At 48.6% G+C, this 13,917-nt stretch carries 12 protein-coding genes; 4 read left to right on the forward strand and 8 right to left on the reverse strand.

Features of this window, described 5'->3' with window-relative positions:
- Positions 1–87: 87 nt before the first annotated feature.
- Together ASG24_RS04865 and ASG24_RS04870 are read right to left on the reverse strand one after the other, a co-directional pair.
- Positions 88–1,803, reverse strand: coding sequence for a ShlB/FhaC/HecB family hemolysin secretion/activation protein (locus tag ASG24_RS04865; protein WP_055830731.1), 1,716 nt, complete (start codon positions 1,801–1,803; stop codon positions 88–90).
- A gap of 142 nt (positions 1,804–1,945) precedes the next feature.
- Positions 1,946–4,219 (reverse strand): primosomal protein N', encoded by a 2,274-nt coding sequence (locus tag ASG24_RS04870; protein ID WP_055868611.1) that lies wholly within the window; start codon positions 4,217–4,219, stop codon positions 1,946–1,948.
- Positions 4,220–4,278: 59 nt separating this feature from the next.
- Between ASG24_RS04870 and argS the strand changes: the two genes are divergently transcribed.
- The 3 genes from argS (at position 4,279) to ASG24_RS04885 (ending at position 7,377) form a co-directional block, all read left to right on the forward strand.
- Positions 4,279–5,937, forward strand: a complete 1,659-nt coding sequence (gene argS / locus ASG24_RS04875) for an arginine--tRNA ligase (RefSeq protein WP_055868613.1) — start codon at positions 4,279–4,281, stop codon at positions 5,935–5,937.
- 97 nt (positions 5,938–6,034) lie between these two features.
- Positions 6,035–6,625: an SPOR domain-containing protein gene (locus ASG24_RS04880; RefSeq protein ID WP_055868614.1), complete on the forward strand. Its 591-nt coding sequence runs from the start codon at positions 6,035–6,037 to the stop codon at positions 6,623–6,625.
- A gap of 113 nt (positions 6,626–6,738) precedes the next feature.
- The gene (locus ASG24_RS04885; protein WP_055868618.1) at positions 6,739–7,377 is read left to right on the forward strand and encodes a thiol:disulfide interchange protein DsbA/DsbL; all 639 of its coding nucleotides are present in this window, start codon (positions 6,739–6,741) and stop codon (positions 7,375–7,377) included.
- Between the two features lie 93 nt (positions 7,378–7,470).
- Here ASG24_RS04885 and ASG24_RS04890 read toward each other — a convergent pair whose 3' ends face one another.
- From ASG24_RS04890 to ASG24_RS04905, 4 genes are all read right to left on the reverse strand, one after another.
- Positions 7,471–7,830, reverse strand: a complete 360-nt coding sequence (locus ASG24_RS04890) for a hypothetical protein (RefSeq protein WP_055868620.1) — start codon at positions 7,828–7,830, stop codon at positions 7,471–7,473.
- A gap of 10 nt (positions 7,831–7,840) precedes the next feature.
- Entirely contained in the window at positions 7,841–8,416 is a 576-nt protein-coding gene (locus ASG24_RS04895) for a hypothetical protein (protein WP_055868621.1), read from the reverse strand.
- A gap of 181 nt (positions 8,417–8,597) precedes the next feature.
- Entirely contained in the window at positions 8,598–10,292 is a 1,695-nt protein-coding gene (locus ASG24_RS04900; protein WP_055830721.1) for a TrkA family potassium uptake protein, read from the reverse strand.
- A gap of 10 nt (positions 10,293–10,302) precedes the next feature.
- Entirely contained in the window at positions 10,303–10,677 is a 375-nt protein-coding gene (locus tag ASG24_RS04905) for a DUF6394 family protein (RefSeq protein ID WP_055830719.1), read from the reverse strand.
- Between the two features lie 66 nt (positions 10,678–10,743).
- Here ASG24_RS04905 and ASG24_RS04910 point away from each other — a divergent pair, with 66 nt between their 5' ends.
- Positions 10,744–11,541 carry an SDR family oxidoreductase gene (locus ASG24_RS04910; protein WP_055868994.1) on the forward strand — a complete coding sequence of 266 codons (798 nt, stop codon included), beginning with the start codon at positions 10,744–10,746 and terminating at the stop codon, positions 11,539–11,541.
- Positions 11,542–11,637: 96 nt separating this feature from the next.
- Here the strand turns inward: ASG24_RS04910 and ettA are convergent, their stop codons facing one another.
- Together ettA and ASG24_RS04920 are read right to left on the reverse strand one after the other, a co-directional pair.
- Positions 11,638–13,302: an energy-dependent translational throttle protein EttA gene (gene ettA / locus ASG24_RS04915; RefSeq protein ID WP_055830717.1), complete on the reverse strand. Its 1,665-nt coding sequence runs from the start codon at positions 13,300–13,302 to the stop codon at positions 11,638–11,640.
- Between the two features lie 145 nt (positions 13,303–13,447).
- Entirely contained in the window at positions 13,448–13,912 is a 465-nt protein-coding gene (locus ASG24_RS04920) for an Hsp20 family protein (RefSeq protein ID WP_055830716.1), read from the reverse strand.
- Between the last annotated feature and the right edge of the window lie 5 nt (positions 13,913–13,917).

The following is a 13,917-nucleotide window of genomic DNA, read 5'->3' on the forward strand; positions in this document are numbered from 1 at the left end:
TGTCTGTAGCCCAGTATGACTAATGGGCCAAGATTAATTATTTTATATATTTTGTATTATGAACTTGCTAAGCGACTTTGCAACGATCTAAAAGTTTTTACGCAGTTGCGCCCACAGTTGATATTCAGTGTCACTGGCAGCACCATCAAGATCTCGCTTTTGCTGAGAATAAGTGGTAGTTAATATCCACTGTGCGGGGAATTGAATATCCGTACCCACACCTATGTGATTTGACCGGACATGATTATCACCGCCAGCAGGATCGTGATTGAGCCTGCCACGACCTGCGTCGTAAAACGCGAATGGTGTCACAGATTGAATATAAGGGACTACATCTGCAGCCGTTGATACGAATGTTCTGCGGATATCAGTGCCTACCATCCAGCCCTGGTCAGCCTGGCTCGGAATCTCAGAGTACTGTCTCCAACGGTTAATCGCGCCAATACCGAATCTTTCAGCAATATCCAGATTACTGTCAGTGCCTTGATAATCCGCACGGACAATCCAGTTAATGCCATTTTCAAACACTTGGGTACGGCTCGATGTCCAGTTCCATTTAATGAAACTTCCTTGAGTATTCAGCTGGTCTCTGTCATTCGCTTTGGCAGCACCATCTTTAAAAGAGACATTACCTTGCGTCAGGATAATTCCCCACTGATAAGCCACACTACCGCTTTCATTGATCCAGTCACCGACTAGGCCTAGCTCAAGGCTGGCAATATCACGTCGATTATTAATCAAGAAAAAATCTACATCATCATCCAGAATTTTGTAATTGCTACCGACTTTGAATGCAATACCTTTTTTGGTTTCACGCAATAGCGGATGCTCCAGAGAACCATAGAAATAATGCGCATCACCAGAGGCATCGAAAATTTTAAAATCTTTGCCAAGCTTGTAATCCACATAGCTGTACGCCACATTCAATATCGTTCCTGCATCACCCACCGGAGTGAAATAAAGGCTACTTAGCGAGCGCTGTCCCCCATCGTTTGAAAACTTACCAACCATCGCCAGCTGATCACCACGTCCTCTCAGGTTGTTCACCGCCAGGCCAAACCCCAGAGTTTCACGATTGGTGAAACGGTTGCCATAGTTATTAGCACTTACAAAACCGCTGTATGAAACGCGTGGCTCAACTGAGACAGCCACGTCAGAACTACCGACGGCTTCACCCGGGTTAAGCTGCGAAGTAACCTGGATACCTGGCAGGCCGTTCATCACCATCAGGTTACGCACTAGATTACGTTCATTGAGTACTTCGCCTTTTTCCAGACCATATTGGGAAAGTGACTGAAAATATTCCTGATCCAGGCCCTTACCAGCTTCTGCTTTCACCTCACCCAAGGTGCCTTCAAGAATAGAAAGCTCAACCACAGATTCTGTCTCAGTGGATTTCTGCAAATCCTGGGTTGGCAAGTAGACTTGCGTAAGCAAAAAACCACGCTGGCGATAGTAGTTGCGCACAGTGCCGACTGCTTCATTGAGTTCTTTCATGCCGATTTCGTGGCCTGTCAGGTATTGAACTTGCGCAGCCAGCTCTTCACTTGTGAATTGTTTGTTACCAGAAAACTTAAATTCTTTGACGACAATCTTGAGGCTGGATTTTTTTTGTTTCTTTTCTTGCGCGGGCGTTTCTTCAGGTACCTGAATAATCGGCGCAGGCTGCGGGAACACGGGCCTTGGCAAGTTCTGTTGGATATTTTGTATGTCCGGTAATTGCACACCACCAGCGAAAGCTTGCATGGTGTAACCTACAGCCAACAAATTGACTACACTCCAACGAGTTATTTGTTTTTTCAAAATTTTTCCTTCTTACACCCTTTAATCAAGCCCTTATCATATCGCACTGTGAAATTTACGATACAAAGTTCAACGTATTGACTACAATATTTTACAATTTTTACCGGCGGGACTGTTTAATTGTTGTAAAAACCCTGCAAAATCAATAATCCAGCGCATCTACATCGACCACCCAGCGTATCTTTGCCTGCAAGGGATGCTGCCTTGCCCAAGCCACGGCGGCATGCAAAAGTTGCTGAATGGGATTGCGCTGCGTGCATTGCATCATCACATAGCCGCGCTCCATGCGATTTAAGCGGGCAATGCCTGGCCGCACGGGGTCGTAAATCACCGGCTTCTCAGACAAAATACCCCCTTGCTGCGCGATAAATTCACGTGCGGACAGCGTCAAATCAGTTAAAAATTGCTCCACCAGCGCATAGTCAGCAGCTTCGGCTTTCATGACGGCAATGTAAGCAGCTGGAGGGAATTGCAGCGTGATGCGCTCTTGCAGCAAACTGTCAGCAAATTCGGCATAGTTTTGCTGTTGTAAAGCGCCAAACAATGGGTGCTGCGGGAAAGCGGTTTGTATCAGGACCTCGCCCGGTTTGTCGCCGCGTCCTGCTCGCCCGGACACTTGCGTCAGCTGGGCAAACAAGCGCTCACTGGCACGATAATCCGGGCTGTATAGCGCACTGTCGGTATCGAGCACTCCTACCAAGGTGAGATTTGCAAAGTCATGACCTTTGGCCAACATTTGTGTGCCGATGAGAATATCAATTTTTCCGGCATGCACTGCGGAGAGTAATTCGGTAAGTGCATCTTTACCTTGAATCGTATCCCTATCAACGCGGGCAATTCGCGCTTGAGGAAACAGCTGTTGCAAGGTTTCTTCTACCCGCTGGGTCGCCTGGCCTACCGGACGTAAATCCGGATTACCGCAACTCGGGCATTGCAGGGGAACAGGCTGCTCATCACCGCAATGGTGGCAGCGCAAAAGCCGTTGCCGCAGGTGCAGCACCACTTTGGCTGAACAGCGGCGGCAATCTGCCAGCCACTGGCAGGCAGAGCAATGCAGCACCGGCGCATAGCCACGGCGATTGATAAACAGCAAGCTCTGTTCACCATGCGCCAGGCGTTGCGTGATCGCCTGTTTTAATTGCGGCGTTAATCCGGCTTCGGGCGGTGAGTGCGTGGTATCTACACAAAATATGCGCGGCAATTGCGCCTGTGCAGCTGCACGATGATTGAGGGTCAGCAATCGGTAGGAAGGTTTTTTATTGGGGTGCTTGGATTTTTCTACATCGCCAATCGCGTTGTACCAGCTTTCAAGCGATGGCGTTGCACTCCCAAGCACTACCGGAATCCCACATTGTTTTGCCCGCACCAAAGCCACGTCACGCGCGTGGTAGCGCATGCCATCCTGCTGCTTATACGAGCTGTCGTGCTCCTCATCAAGAATCATCAGCTTAAGATGAGGCATAGGCGTAAATACACTTAAGCGCGTGCCAATCACAATACGCGCTTCGCCAGACTGTGCTGCCTGCCAATGTTGCAAGCGCTCACTCTCACTTAAGTGGCTGTGTAGAGTCACCAATGGGAATTGGCTCAACCTGCTCCGGAAACGTCCTTCCAATTGCGGAGTGAGGTTGATCTCAGGCACCATAATTAATACCTGGGATTCAGGTTCAGCCAATACAGCTTGCAACAAACGGATATAGACTTCTGTTTTTCCTGAACCGGTGACGCCAAACAATAGCCAAGGCTGGAAGCGGCTTAAGTCTTTCACTATGCAATTAACCGCATGGGCCTGCTCTTCATTCAATACCGGTTCATGGTCAGAGGCGGGCAGGGAAGGTCGTATCGCCAATACTTCACGCCTGGTTACCAGCCCGGTATCCAGCAATGGCTGCATGGCTTTGCGCCAACCGGAAGACATTTCAGCAAGTACGCTTTCGCTGCATTCTTTATGCTGCTGCAACACAGTGATAAGCCTTGAAAGCACCAACTGGCGTTTGCCGACCAGATCTTCAGGTACCGGTTGCGCCAATGCATATACCCACATTTTGCGTGAAACCGCTGGTTTTGTTTGGCGTAAACGCAAGGGCAAACTGGAAAGCACCGTCTGGCCGAATGGGTAATGATAATAATCCGCGCAAAAACGCAATAATTTCAGCGTGGCGGCATCTAACGGCACATCTTCGAAACCCTGGATCACCGCTTTCAACTTGTGTTCCGGTACATCGCTTTGCGCAGGCAATGCCATCACAATGCCGATCAGTTGCCGCCCGGCAAAAGGCACCACCACGCGATTACCTTCACGGATATCCAAACCAGGGTTCAGGTAATCAAACTGGCGATCCAATGGCACATCCAGCACCACTCGGACAATGCGGGCGGGTGAGGTGACCTGAGTGGAAAGGGCTGCGGAACACATGGGTGAAAGTGGTTTATTAGGTTAAAATGGCGGTTTGACTATTCCGCACCATTTTAACCTTGAAACAAACGATCACAGAATTGATTCTGCAAGCGGTGACTCCGCTGGTGGAAGACACCTCCAGCCTGAATATCATTCTTGAGCGGCCAAAATCTGCCGAGCACGGTGACTTCGCCAGCAACATTGCCATGCAGTTGGCCAAGCCTCTCAAGCAGAATCCGCGGGCGATTGCACAAACCATTATTGATAACCTGCCTGCCAATAGCGTGATCAGTAAAGTGGAAATCGCGGGTGCCGGATTTATTAATTTCTTCCTTTCTGCGCAAAGCAAGCAAGACATTGTCAAAAATATTTTCCAGGCAGGCGAAGCGTTTGGCCGCAATACTTCAGGCCAGCAGGCAAAAGTGCAGGTCGAATTCGTTTCCGCCAATCCGACCGGTCCGCTGCACGTAGGCCATGGCCGTGGCGCAGCGGTGGGCGATTGCCTGTGCCGCTTGCTGGATGCCAATGGCTGGGATGTGACACGCGAGTTTTATTACAACGACGCCGGTGCGCAGATTGATAACCTGACCAAGTCAGTGCATGCCCGCGCCCTGGGCATTGCGCCTGACGATGCGCGCTTTCCTGAAGATGGTTACCGAGGCGAATACATTGCCGATATTGCCAAGGCTTACCTGGCGAAGGAAACTGTTACCGCTGACGATATGGCGGTGACAGCCAGCGGCGATGTCAATGATGCCGAATCCATCCGCAAGTTTGCCGTGGCTTATCTACGCCATGAGCAAGACCTCGATTTACAGGCTTTTCAGATCAAATTTGATGTGTTTTCGCTGGAAAGTGCTTTATACACCGAAGGCAAAGTCGAAAATGCGGTCCAAGCGTTAATCAGCAGTGGTCACACTTACGAGCAGGATGACGCGCTGTGGTTGCGCACCACCGCTTTCGGCGACGACAAAGACCGCGTCATGCGCAAAAAAGAAGGTGGTTATACTTATTTTGTGCCCGATGTCGCTTATCACCGCGAAAAATGGAACCGTGGTTTCAAGCGCGTCATTAACGAGCAGGGCGCCGATCACCACAGCACAATAACGCGTGTACGCGCCGGCTTGCAGGCATTGAATACCGGCATTCCACAAGGCTGGCCGGAGTACGTCCTGCACCAGATGGTCACCGTGATGCGTGGTGGTGAAGAAGTTAAATTATCCAAACGCGCCGGCAGTTATGTCACCTTACGTGATCTCATCGAAGAGGTGGGTTGTGACGCCACGCGCTATTTCCTGGCCGCGCGTAGTGCAGATTCACAACTGGTGTTTGATATTGACCTGGCCCGTGCGCAAACCAACGACAATCCGGTGTATTACATTCAATATGCGCATGCGCGGATTTGCAGTGTGCTTAACCAATGGGCTGGCGATAGCACCACTCTGGCAAATGCAGATCTTTCGCCTTTGGAAAGTGCCGCTGAAACCGCATTGATGCAGGCCTTAAGCCAATACCCGGAAGTAGTGGTCACTGCTTGCCAGGCTTCGGCGCCACATATGGTAGCCAATTACCTCAAAGAACTAGCCAGTGCCCTGCATAGTTATTACAATGACACCAAATTTTTGGTGGATGATGTGCAAATTAAACAGGCACGTCTGGCACTGATCACCGCTACGCGCACCGTACTACGTAACGGTTTGTACCTGTTGGGTGTGAGTGCGCCGGATAAAATGTAAGCCCGTCAGCATTAAGCGCATTAGCATTGCTTAATTGAATGAGATGAAAATTGATTAGTTGGAATAACTCACCGAATTGAATGGTTGAATAGTACACATGAGCCGCGATTACAAACCCTCACAAGCAAAGCCCAAATCTAAAAGTAGCGGCAGCTCGTTTTTTAACGGCCTGCTGGTAGGGCTTTTCCTGGGTGTCGCCCTCACAGTGGCGTTGATCATTTATATCAAGGGCGATCATAGTCCTTTCTCCAGTGCCTTTAAAAAAGACGAAGGCCAGCAAGAATTACCGATTAAAAACACCGTCACTGAAGAAGAAGTCAAACCCGGCAGCGCGGCGATTGAAGACCCGAACAAGTTTGATTTTTACACCATTTTGCCAGACACCGAGAGCAAAATCAGTGAAGAACAGGTCAAAAAGAACCCGACCATCAAGCAGGAAAGTTACTTCATCCAGGTTGGCGCATTCGCCAAGGAAGATGATGCCAACAACCTGAAAACCCGCCTGGCTTTGGTCGGCTTTGAAGCATTTGTGCAGACAGCTGAGATTCCTAATAAAGGTACCATGCACCGGGTGCGCATTGGCCCGCTGCGTGATTTGGCCAAAATAAGTAAAATCAGCCATGACCTCGAAACCAATGGATTCCAGGCCAATCTGATCAAGGTCAATATCGAGTCTTCTGCACATTAATCACAGCCATTGCACTTGGGCTGTCATCGCATTGTCACCTGGCTACGTTAAATCATCAGTTTGTAAATTATCAGATAAGTTAAACATCACTTTCGAACAAGGAAGCTAATTTTATGAAAAAAATGTTTTTTAGTTTGATGCTGCTGGCCGGACTGACCTCCACTGCAGTTTCAGCGGACCCACAAATGGGCATACAGTTTGACCAGGTCACGCAACAAATTGCGACTGAGCAGCCTGGCAAAATCGAAGTGATGGAAATTTTCTGGTATGGCTGTCCGCATTGTTACCATATGGAACAACCGCTGGAAGCATGGGTTAAAAAACTACCAGCAGACGTATATTTCAAACGGGTACCAGCGCTGCCTAATGCCGGCTGGGCGCCGATGGCGAAAGCCTTTTACGCCATGCAGGAACTGGGCGTATTAGATAAACTGCATAGCCAATTATTTGATGCGATCCATAAAAGCAAAACATTGAACCCTGCGGATGAAGCAGCGACGATTGACTGGGTCATCAAGCAAGGCGGGCTGGACAAAATCAAGGTTGAAAAAGCTTTTAAATCTTTTGCAACCAATATGCAATTGAATAAAGCCATGCAAGTTTTCAAGGCTTCTGGTGCGACTGGTGTCCCTAGTCTGGTGATTGACGGCAAATATATTACAGGTAGCTCAATGGCGGGCGGTAATGATGCTGCTCTGCAAACTGCGGATTTTATTATCAACAATGTTCGCAAAGATAAAGCCAAGAAATAAGCCTTAGCTTGAAATAAAAAGCCCTGCAAATGCAGGGCTTTTTATTGGCTTGCGTCTTTAAAAACGCTTTCCTGTTGCTGAGAGAGAGCTCATTTATCCATCAGAGCTATGACTGTCTTCTGACTTATTTTTATTCCAGCGCTTACCTGTAAACACCCAGCCCATCAAGGTGATTTCCATTAATACCCTAAAAACTCTGGTGATGGAAAATTGTGTTTTAACAGCCGTTTCCTGCGGTGTTGGATTAATAAAATCGTTTAATAATTCCTGTGCAACCGCTTGAAACTCATCTGGCACCATAAAGGTTTGCATGTTGTAGTCTTTTATTTGCAAGCCAGGGTAAAGCTTGCTAAAAGCACCACCCCGTATGTAATACGGAATTTCATATGCATCCAGCATGGATGAAATAACCGCGACTTCAGACTCAGTTTGTGGCGTGTAGATGGGGATCATGACATCAAAATCATTTGAATATCTTTTTAAAGAAGCTATTTCTGACTTTTTCTACTGGCAGCTTGCCAATATGATGCCCAACAAAGCCCAGGTTTTGCACAGGGATAAAACTGGCAACCGTAGTGACTAAATTTGCCGCTTCGGGATTTTCAGTTTCAAGTTTAGACGACCAGAATTTCCTGGCACCATTCGATAAAAAAGCCGTTAGGTGCAAACTACGGGCACCATCATTAGTGACGAGTTCGACCACATTTTTCGCTCTGTTACCTAATGAAATATAAGATCTGATAGCGCCGAAATACATAATGGGATAGCGTTTATGAAGCCGAGTGCCAAAAATAGTATAAGTAATCACTTCTATTTCCCTGCTGGCTTTATTGATCAAGACTTGCTTTTTGGAGTCTATATGCCACCGCCGAAACTTGTAGGCAATAAGCACTACTGCAACAAAAAGTAGTGATTGTGTAATGCTATTGAATCCTTTATTCAGATAACTCGCCACCGTCAAACTCAATAGGATGATAAGCAGAAAAACAGGTTGGGTTTTAAGCGCACCCTTGGCGGAGGTTATCAGTAACTCGGTCATACAGCTTTCAAAATTCAGGAACGATCCCCACTTTGAAAACGCACTCGGTGCGGAGATGTTGCTATTATTTGTTTCAGCAAAAATTCAATCATGCCGAAAATTTAAATCTGATAGGTGTGAATTCTTTGTGAATTTGACAAAACTTCACCATATTAATTTTACATTGTTGATTTTTAAAACTTTAATTTTTTGATTTTAACCAGCGACCTATCCAGGTTTCTGGCATTTCGGTGCCGGTGACGATGTAATGCAAGGTTTTGATGTCATGCATGACGTAACGTTGTATCGACTTTGCCTGGTCCATCCCACAGCATAAGATCTTGTCGCCCAATTGCAGCGGAGTAGAAAGCTCCGGTAACATGGACTTTTGCTCACCGCGCACCAGCATTAATGGTACTACCGGCATTTCGTGCCGCTTGCCGGAAGGACTCGTTACCAGGTGTTTGAGGGTAGGTTGCAGGCCTTGCCGCATCAACGCACACACGGCAAAAGCCATCTCGTCTCCTATCGTGATATCCCAGGTATCCGGCACTTGCTCGCCTAATTTGGAAACCAGTTGAGCAATCACCGCATTGGCCCAGGCATTGGTTTGATGCCGTGCAGTCGCCAGGAATTCAGCCAGCATCGGTGAGACCATATAAGATAAACAGGTATGCGCAATCACGTCACTCGGCTGCATGGTGATATCGGCATTAAAGTGCTGGAACAAGGGGTCGTTGTGGCGCTTGTTTTTGCGGATAATCACAAACAATTCCGGATTCACCTCCTGCGCGGTCATGACGATCGACAGGTTATTAATATCATTGTCAGTCCCAGCCACAATGCCAACTGCCTGCTCCACACCTGCTTGCTGGAGGATATGTGACTCTACGCCGCTGCCAACAATACAGTGCTCGCATTGGGTACCTTTAGGATCCGCTTCAATAATGGTGACATCCACCACATCCTTTTGCAGGCTATTGACTACCGATTTGCCGAAACGGCCAAAGCCACAGGCAATCCATTTGCCTTTAGGGATCGCGGCCGGAGGTTCTATCGCATCGCCCGGTGCCCTGGTCAGCCATTCGTGCAACAGGTAAGTGCCCAGCGCATTCAAGCGCATCGCCAAATGCTCACCAAAAATCTTGTATGGATTGATAATATGGTCGGTACCGAATGATGCCATATTGGCCGCCACTACATCATTTTCTACCCTGGCCAGCACCGGCAGCTCTGGTTTGATCAATTTCACTGCCACTGAAATGGCCAGGTTGGCATGATCATCATCAGTTAATGCCGCCACGCCCCTGCACATAGGATTTTTGATTCCGGCGTATAGCAAAACTTCTGACAATTTCGCATCTGCGCACAAATGGGGCACATAGAACTGGTATTCATTCATGCCAAGTTCATTTATCCGTTCGGGATTGATTTCCAGTACCACTACCCGTAGTTCATTTTTATCCAGCGCGCGCACCAGCTCGCTGCCCGTTTCACCATAGCCGCAAATCAGGTAAAAAGGTTCCATCAGATTGCAGACATCGCGCTGGAATCTGGCGGTTTTGATTGCCTGCTGCAGGGAAGCCTCCTGGAACAAACCAATAATCGCCCCGATGGCATAGAACCAGGCAATCACAGTGAAATAAATGGAGAAGGTCATCCACATGCGTTGGTGACCGGTGAACGGGTAGGGGATTTCGCCAAAACCTATCGTGGTGGCGGTATAGCTCAGGATATAAAACGCATCGAAAAAGCTCAGGTGATAAGGCCGGCCTTGATCATCAATCCCGGAAATCAGCACAAAGCCAATCAGCGCAATGGCGTAGCTGATGATCACCATCAACAGCGGCGCACGCATGCGCCGCAAAATCAGGAAAATAATCTGATTGAGGTTCATTGCTGAGATACTAGCGGCGCAGGGTGACGGTTTCGTAGATCAGTAGAATCACGGATGTGATATTGGCCAGAAAAGCACCACCCGACAGTGATACAACGCCGACGATCACTTCTGGCGCTGCGGACTGGGTGCCGGCTGCGGTCCAGATAATGGCAGCGGCAATCAGCTGCAGATCTGCCACTAGGCTGGTCGCCAGGTGAATGGCGCCAATCTGGGTACGGTCACCAAACTTAAGTACCGTCGCAATGAGGTTGACCACAATGGCCGCATATAACTCATAGTGCAAATGGTGTTGGGGATTATCAATCTGGCCGACAAAAAAACCGAAGTTGAGCGTCATGGCCAAAATAATAAAAAACCCAAAAATCACTTTTTCCAGATTCATGATTGTTTCCCCGTGTTGTTTTATGGCATTCTAACCCAACCATTTTTTTCTGTAAGATTTAAGCCAGTGCCTTCTCAACTTCATATCGTTATTACCGGCGCCTCCAGCGGTATCGGGCAAGCCCTGGCAAAGGCGTATGCCCGGCATTATGGCGCACAATGCACACTGACACTTATAGGCCGTAAACAATCCGCGTTGGAGAGCCTGCGAAATGAAATAATCACTGCGTATGGCAGCAAGGTGCAAGCCTATGTCGCTGACGTGCGTGATGTTGAGCGCATGCAAACAATTGCCAGCGAGTTGTTGGCAAATGTTGGCACACCACATATTGTGATCGGCAATGCCGGTGTCAGCCGCGGTACGCTGACAGAATACCAGGAGGACATTCCCGCCTTCCAGGCCGTGTTTGATACCAATGTCATGGGCCTGGTCCATACCTTCCAGCCTTTTATCAACGCAATGAAAAAATCCGCAAGGCAAGGTGAACTGGCGCAATTGGTAGGCATCGCGAGCGTGGCTGGCATCCGTGGCTTGCCGGGGTCAGGGGCTTACAGTGCAAGTAAAGCCGCAGCGATTACCTACCTTGAAAGCTTGCGCGTGGAAATGCAGTTAAACAATATCTCCGTGACTACCATCGCACCCGGCTATATCCGTACCCCTATGACGGATATTAATACTTACCCCATGCCATTCCTGATGGAGGCAGATGTATTTGCCAACAAAGCTATCCATGCTATCGCTGCACAAAAACGCTTTACCGTGATTCCCTGGCAAATGGGGATTGTCGCCAGACTGATACGTTTACTGCCTGCGGGTTTGTGGGACTTTATTATGAAAAAAGCCCCGCACAAGGCGAGGCTTTGACTATCTTACTTTGAACAATATAAAGATATGCCAAATGACGGAAATCTTCGTAGCCGATTACAAAAAAGCCCATTCGAGTGAATGGGCTTTTTATTTTTAACGAGCAATCGGTTTGTAACGGATGCGTTTAGGTTTGGCGCCTTCTTCACCCAGACGTTTTTTCTTGTCGGCTTCGTATTCCTGATAGTTACCGTTGAAGAACGTCCATTGCGAGTCGCCTTCAGCAGCCAGAATGTGAGTCGCAATCCTATCCAGAAACCAGCGGTCATGCGAGGTCACCAGTACGCAACCGGAAAACTCCAGCAACGCATCTTCCAGTGCACGTAGCGTTTCCACATCGAGGTCGTTTGAAGGTTCATCAAGCAGCAACACGTTGGCACCGGAAATCAGTGTTTTCGCCAGATGCAAGCGGCCACGTTCACCACCGGAAAGTTGACCAACGATTTTCTGCTGGTCACCGCCTTTAAAGTTAAAACGCCCAATGTACGCACGGCTTGGCATTTCAAATTTGCCAACATTCAGCATATCCAGGCCACCTGAAATCACATCAAATACCGTTTTGTTATTATCCAGGCCCTCGCGACTTTGATCTACAGCGGCTAATTTTACGGTAGGGCCGGTGATGATCTCTCCACTATCCGGTTGCTCCTGGCCTTGCAGCATACGGAACAGGGTAGATTTACCGGCACCGTTAGGGCCGATCACGCCTACAATCGCGCCGGGAGGAATACTGAAAGACAGGTTATCAATCAGCAGGCGGTCACCAAAACCTTTGGAGACATTATTGAATTCAATGACCTGGTTGCCCAGGCGCTCACCTGGCGGAATAAAGATTTCCTGCGTTTCGTTGCGGCGTTGATATTCGACGCTGGACATTTCTTCGTAACGGGCAAGACGCGCCTTGCTTTTGGACTGGCGGGCTTTAGCACCTTGACGCACCCATTCCAGCTCTTGTTTCATGGCTTTGCGATGGGCATCTTCCTGTTTATGTTCCTGTGCCAGGCGATCTTCTTTTTGCTCCAGCCAGTTTGAGTAGTTGCCTTTCCAGGGGATACCTTCGCCGCGATCCAGTTCCAGAATCCATTCAGCGGCATTATCCAGGAAGTAACGGTCATGCGTGACGGCAACCACAGTTCCAGGGAAGCGCACCAGGAACTGCTCCAGCCAATCGACAGATTCGGCATCCAAATGGTTGGTTGGCTCGTCCAGCAGTAACATGTCCGGCCGGGATAACAACAGCTTGCACAAAGCGACACGGCGCTTTTCACCGCCAGACAATGGACCTATCTTGGCATCCCACGGTGGCAGTCGCAGCGCATCGGCGGCAATTTCCAGCTGCTGCTCAACATCACTGCCGCTAGCTGTCAGTATATTTTCATACTTGGCTTGTTCCTCCGCCAGCTTGTCAAAATCCGCATCCGGCTCGGCATAGGCTGCATAGATCTCTTCCAGCTTTTGCTTGGCTTCCATCACAGCGCCGAGGCCAGATTCCACTTCCTGGCGCACCGTTTTTTCAGGGTCAAGCTCAGGCTCTTGCGGTAAATAGCCAATCGACAGATTGGGCTGCCATTGAACTTCGCCTTCGTATTCTTTGTCAGCACCTGCCATGATGCGCAATACAGTCGATTTTCCGGAGCCGTTCAGGCCCAGCAGGCCAATTTTGGCGCCCGGGAAAAATGACAGGGAAATGTTTTTAATAATCTGCCGCTTAGGAGGGACGATTTTGCTCACGCGGAGCATGGACATGACATATTGGGCCATAAGATTGACAAGCCTTCAAAATTTTCTAAAAACGTATTTTAATACGCATCACTGAAGTGCGCTTGCTTAAACGCAACCGAATCCGGGTATTGAAGTGCAGATATGAAAAAAGGGCCCGGCGGGCCCTTTTTTAAATAGCCGCTAATCAGGCAGCTTTTTGCTCAATGAAGTTTGAAACATTGGATTGCACCTGCGTGCCGATTTCAATCTTGCGCGGCTTGAGCGCTTCCGGAATTTCACGCACAAGAGCGATACTCAATAAACCGTTTTCGAGATTGGCGCCGGTCACTTTGACATGGTCTGCCAATTGGAATTTATGTTCAAAATCGCGATTGGCTATACCACGGTGCAGGAAAGTGGTTTCCTGTTCTTTCTTGGCTTTACGGCCAGTCACGCGCAAGGTTTGATGTTCGGTTTCGATCTCCAGCTCGTTTAGCTGGAAGCCGGCGATGGCCATCACGATTTTGTAAGCATTTTCATCGACCAGTTCGATGTTATAGGGTGGATAGCTGATTTCGTTTTCACTGCGCTGGCCGTCATTAAGCATTTTTGCCAAGCGATCAAAACCAATAGCGGTGCGATAGAGAGGAGTTAAGTCATAAGTACGCATACGTT

Origin of the sequence: Methylophilus sp. Leaf414 (assembly GCF_001425425.1) — a bacterium.
Taxonomy (GTDB): Bacteria; Pseudomonadota; Gammaproteobacteria; order Burkholderiales; family Methylophilaceae; genus Methylophilus.

What these genes read in the sequence shown, in the direction of transcription:
- ASG24_RS04895 (WP_055868621.1), bottom strand. Translation starts at nt 8,416, where the DNA reads ATGACCGAGTTACTGATAACCTCCGCCAAGGGTGCGCTTAAAACCCAA.
- ASG24_RS04920 (WP_055830716.1), bottom strand. Translation starts at nt 13,912, where the DNA reads ATGCGTACTTATGACTTAACTCCTCTCTATCGCACCGCTATTGGTTTT.
- ASG24_RS04890 (WP_055868620.1), bottom strand. Translation starts at nt 7,830, where the DNA reads ATGATCCCCATCTACACGCCACAAACTGAGTCTGAAGTCGCGGTTATT.
- ASG24_RS04880 (WP_055868614.1), top strand. Translation starts at nt 6,035, where the DNA reads ATGAGCCGCGATTACAAACCCTCACAAGCAAAGCCCAAATCTAAAAGT.
- ettA (WP_055830717.1), bottom strand. Translation starts at nt 13,302, where the DNA reads ATGGCCCAATATGTCATGTCCATGCTCCGCGTGAGCAAAATCGTCCCT.
- ASG24_RS04885 (WP_055868618.1), top strand. Translation starts at nt 6,739, where the DNA reads ATGAAAAAAATGTTTTTTAGTTTGATGCTGCTGGCCGGACTGACCTCC.
- ASG24_RS04905 (WP_055830719.1), bottom strand. Translation starts at nt 10,677, where the DNA reads ATGAATCTGGAAAAAGTGATTTTTGGGTTTTTTATTATTTTGGCCATG.
- ASG24_RS04870 (WP_055868611.1), bottom strand. Translation starts at nt 4,219, where the DNA reads ATGTGTTCCGCAGCCCTTTCCACTCAGGTCACCTCACCCGCCCGCATT.
- ASG24_RS04900 (WP_055830721.1), bottom strand. Translation starts at nt 10,292, where the DNA reads ATGAACCTCAATCAGATTATTTTCCTGATTTTGCGGCGCATGCGTGCG.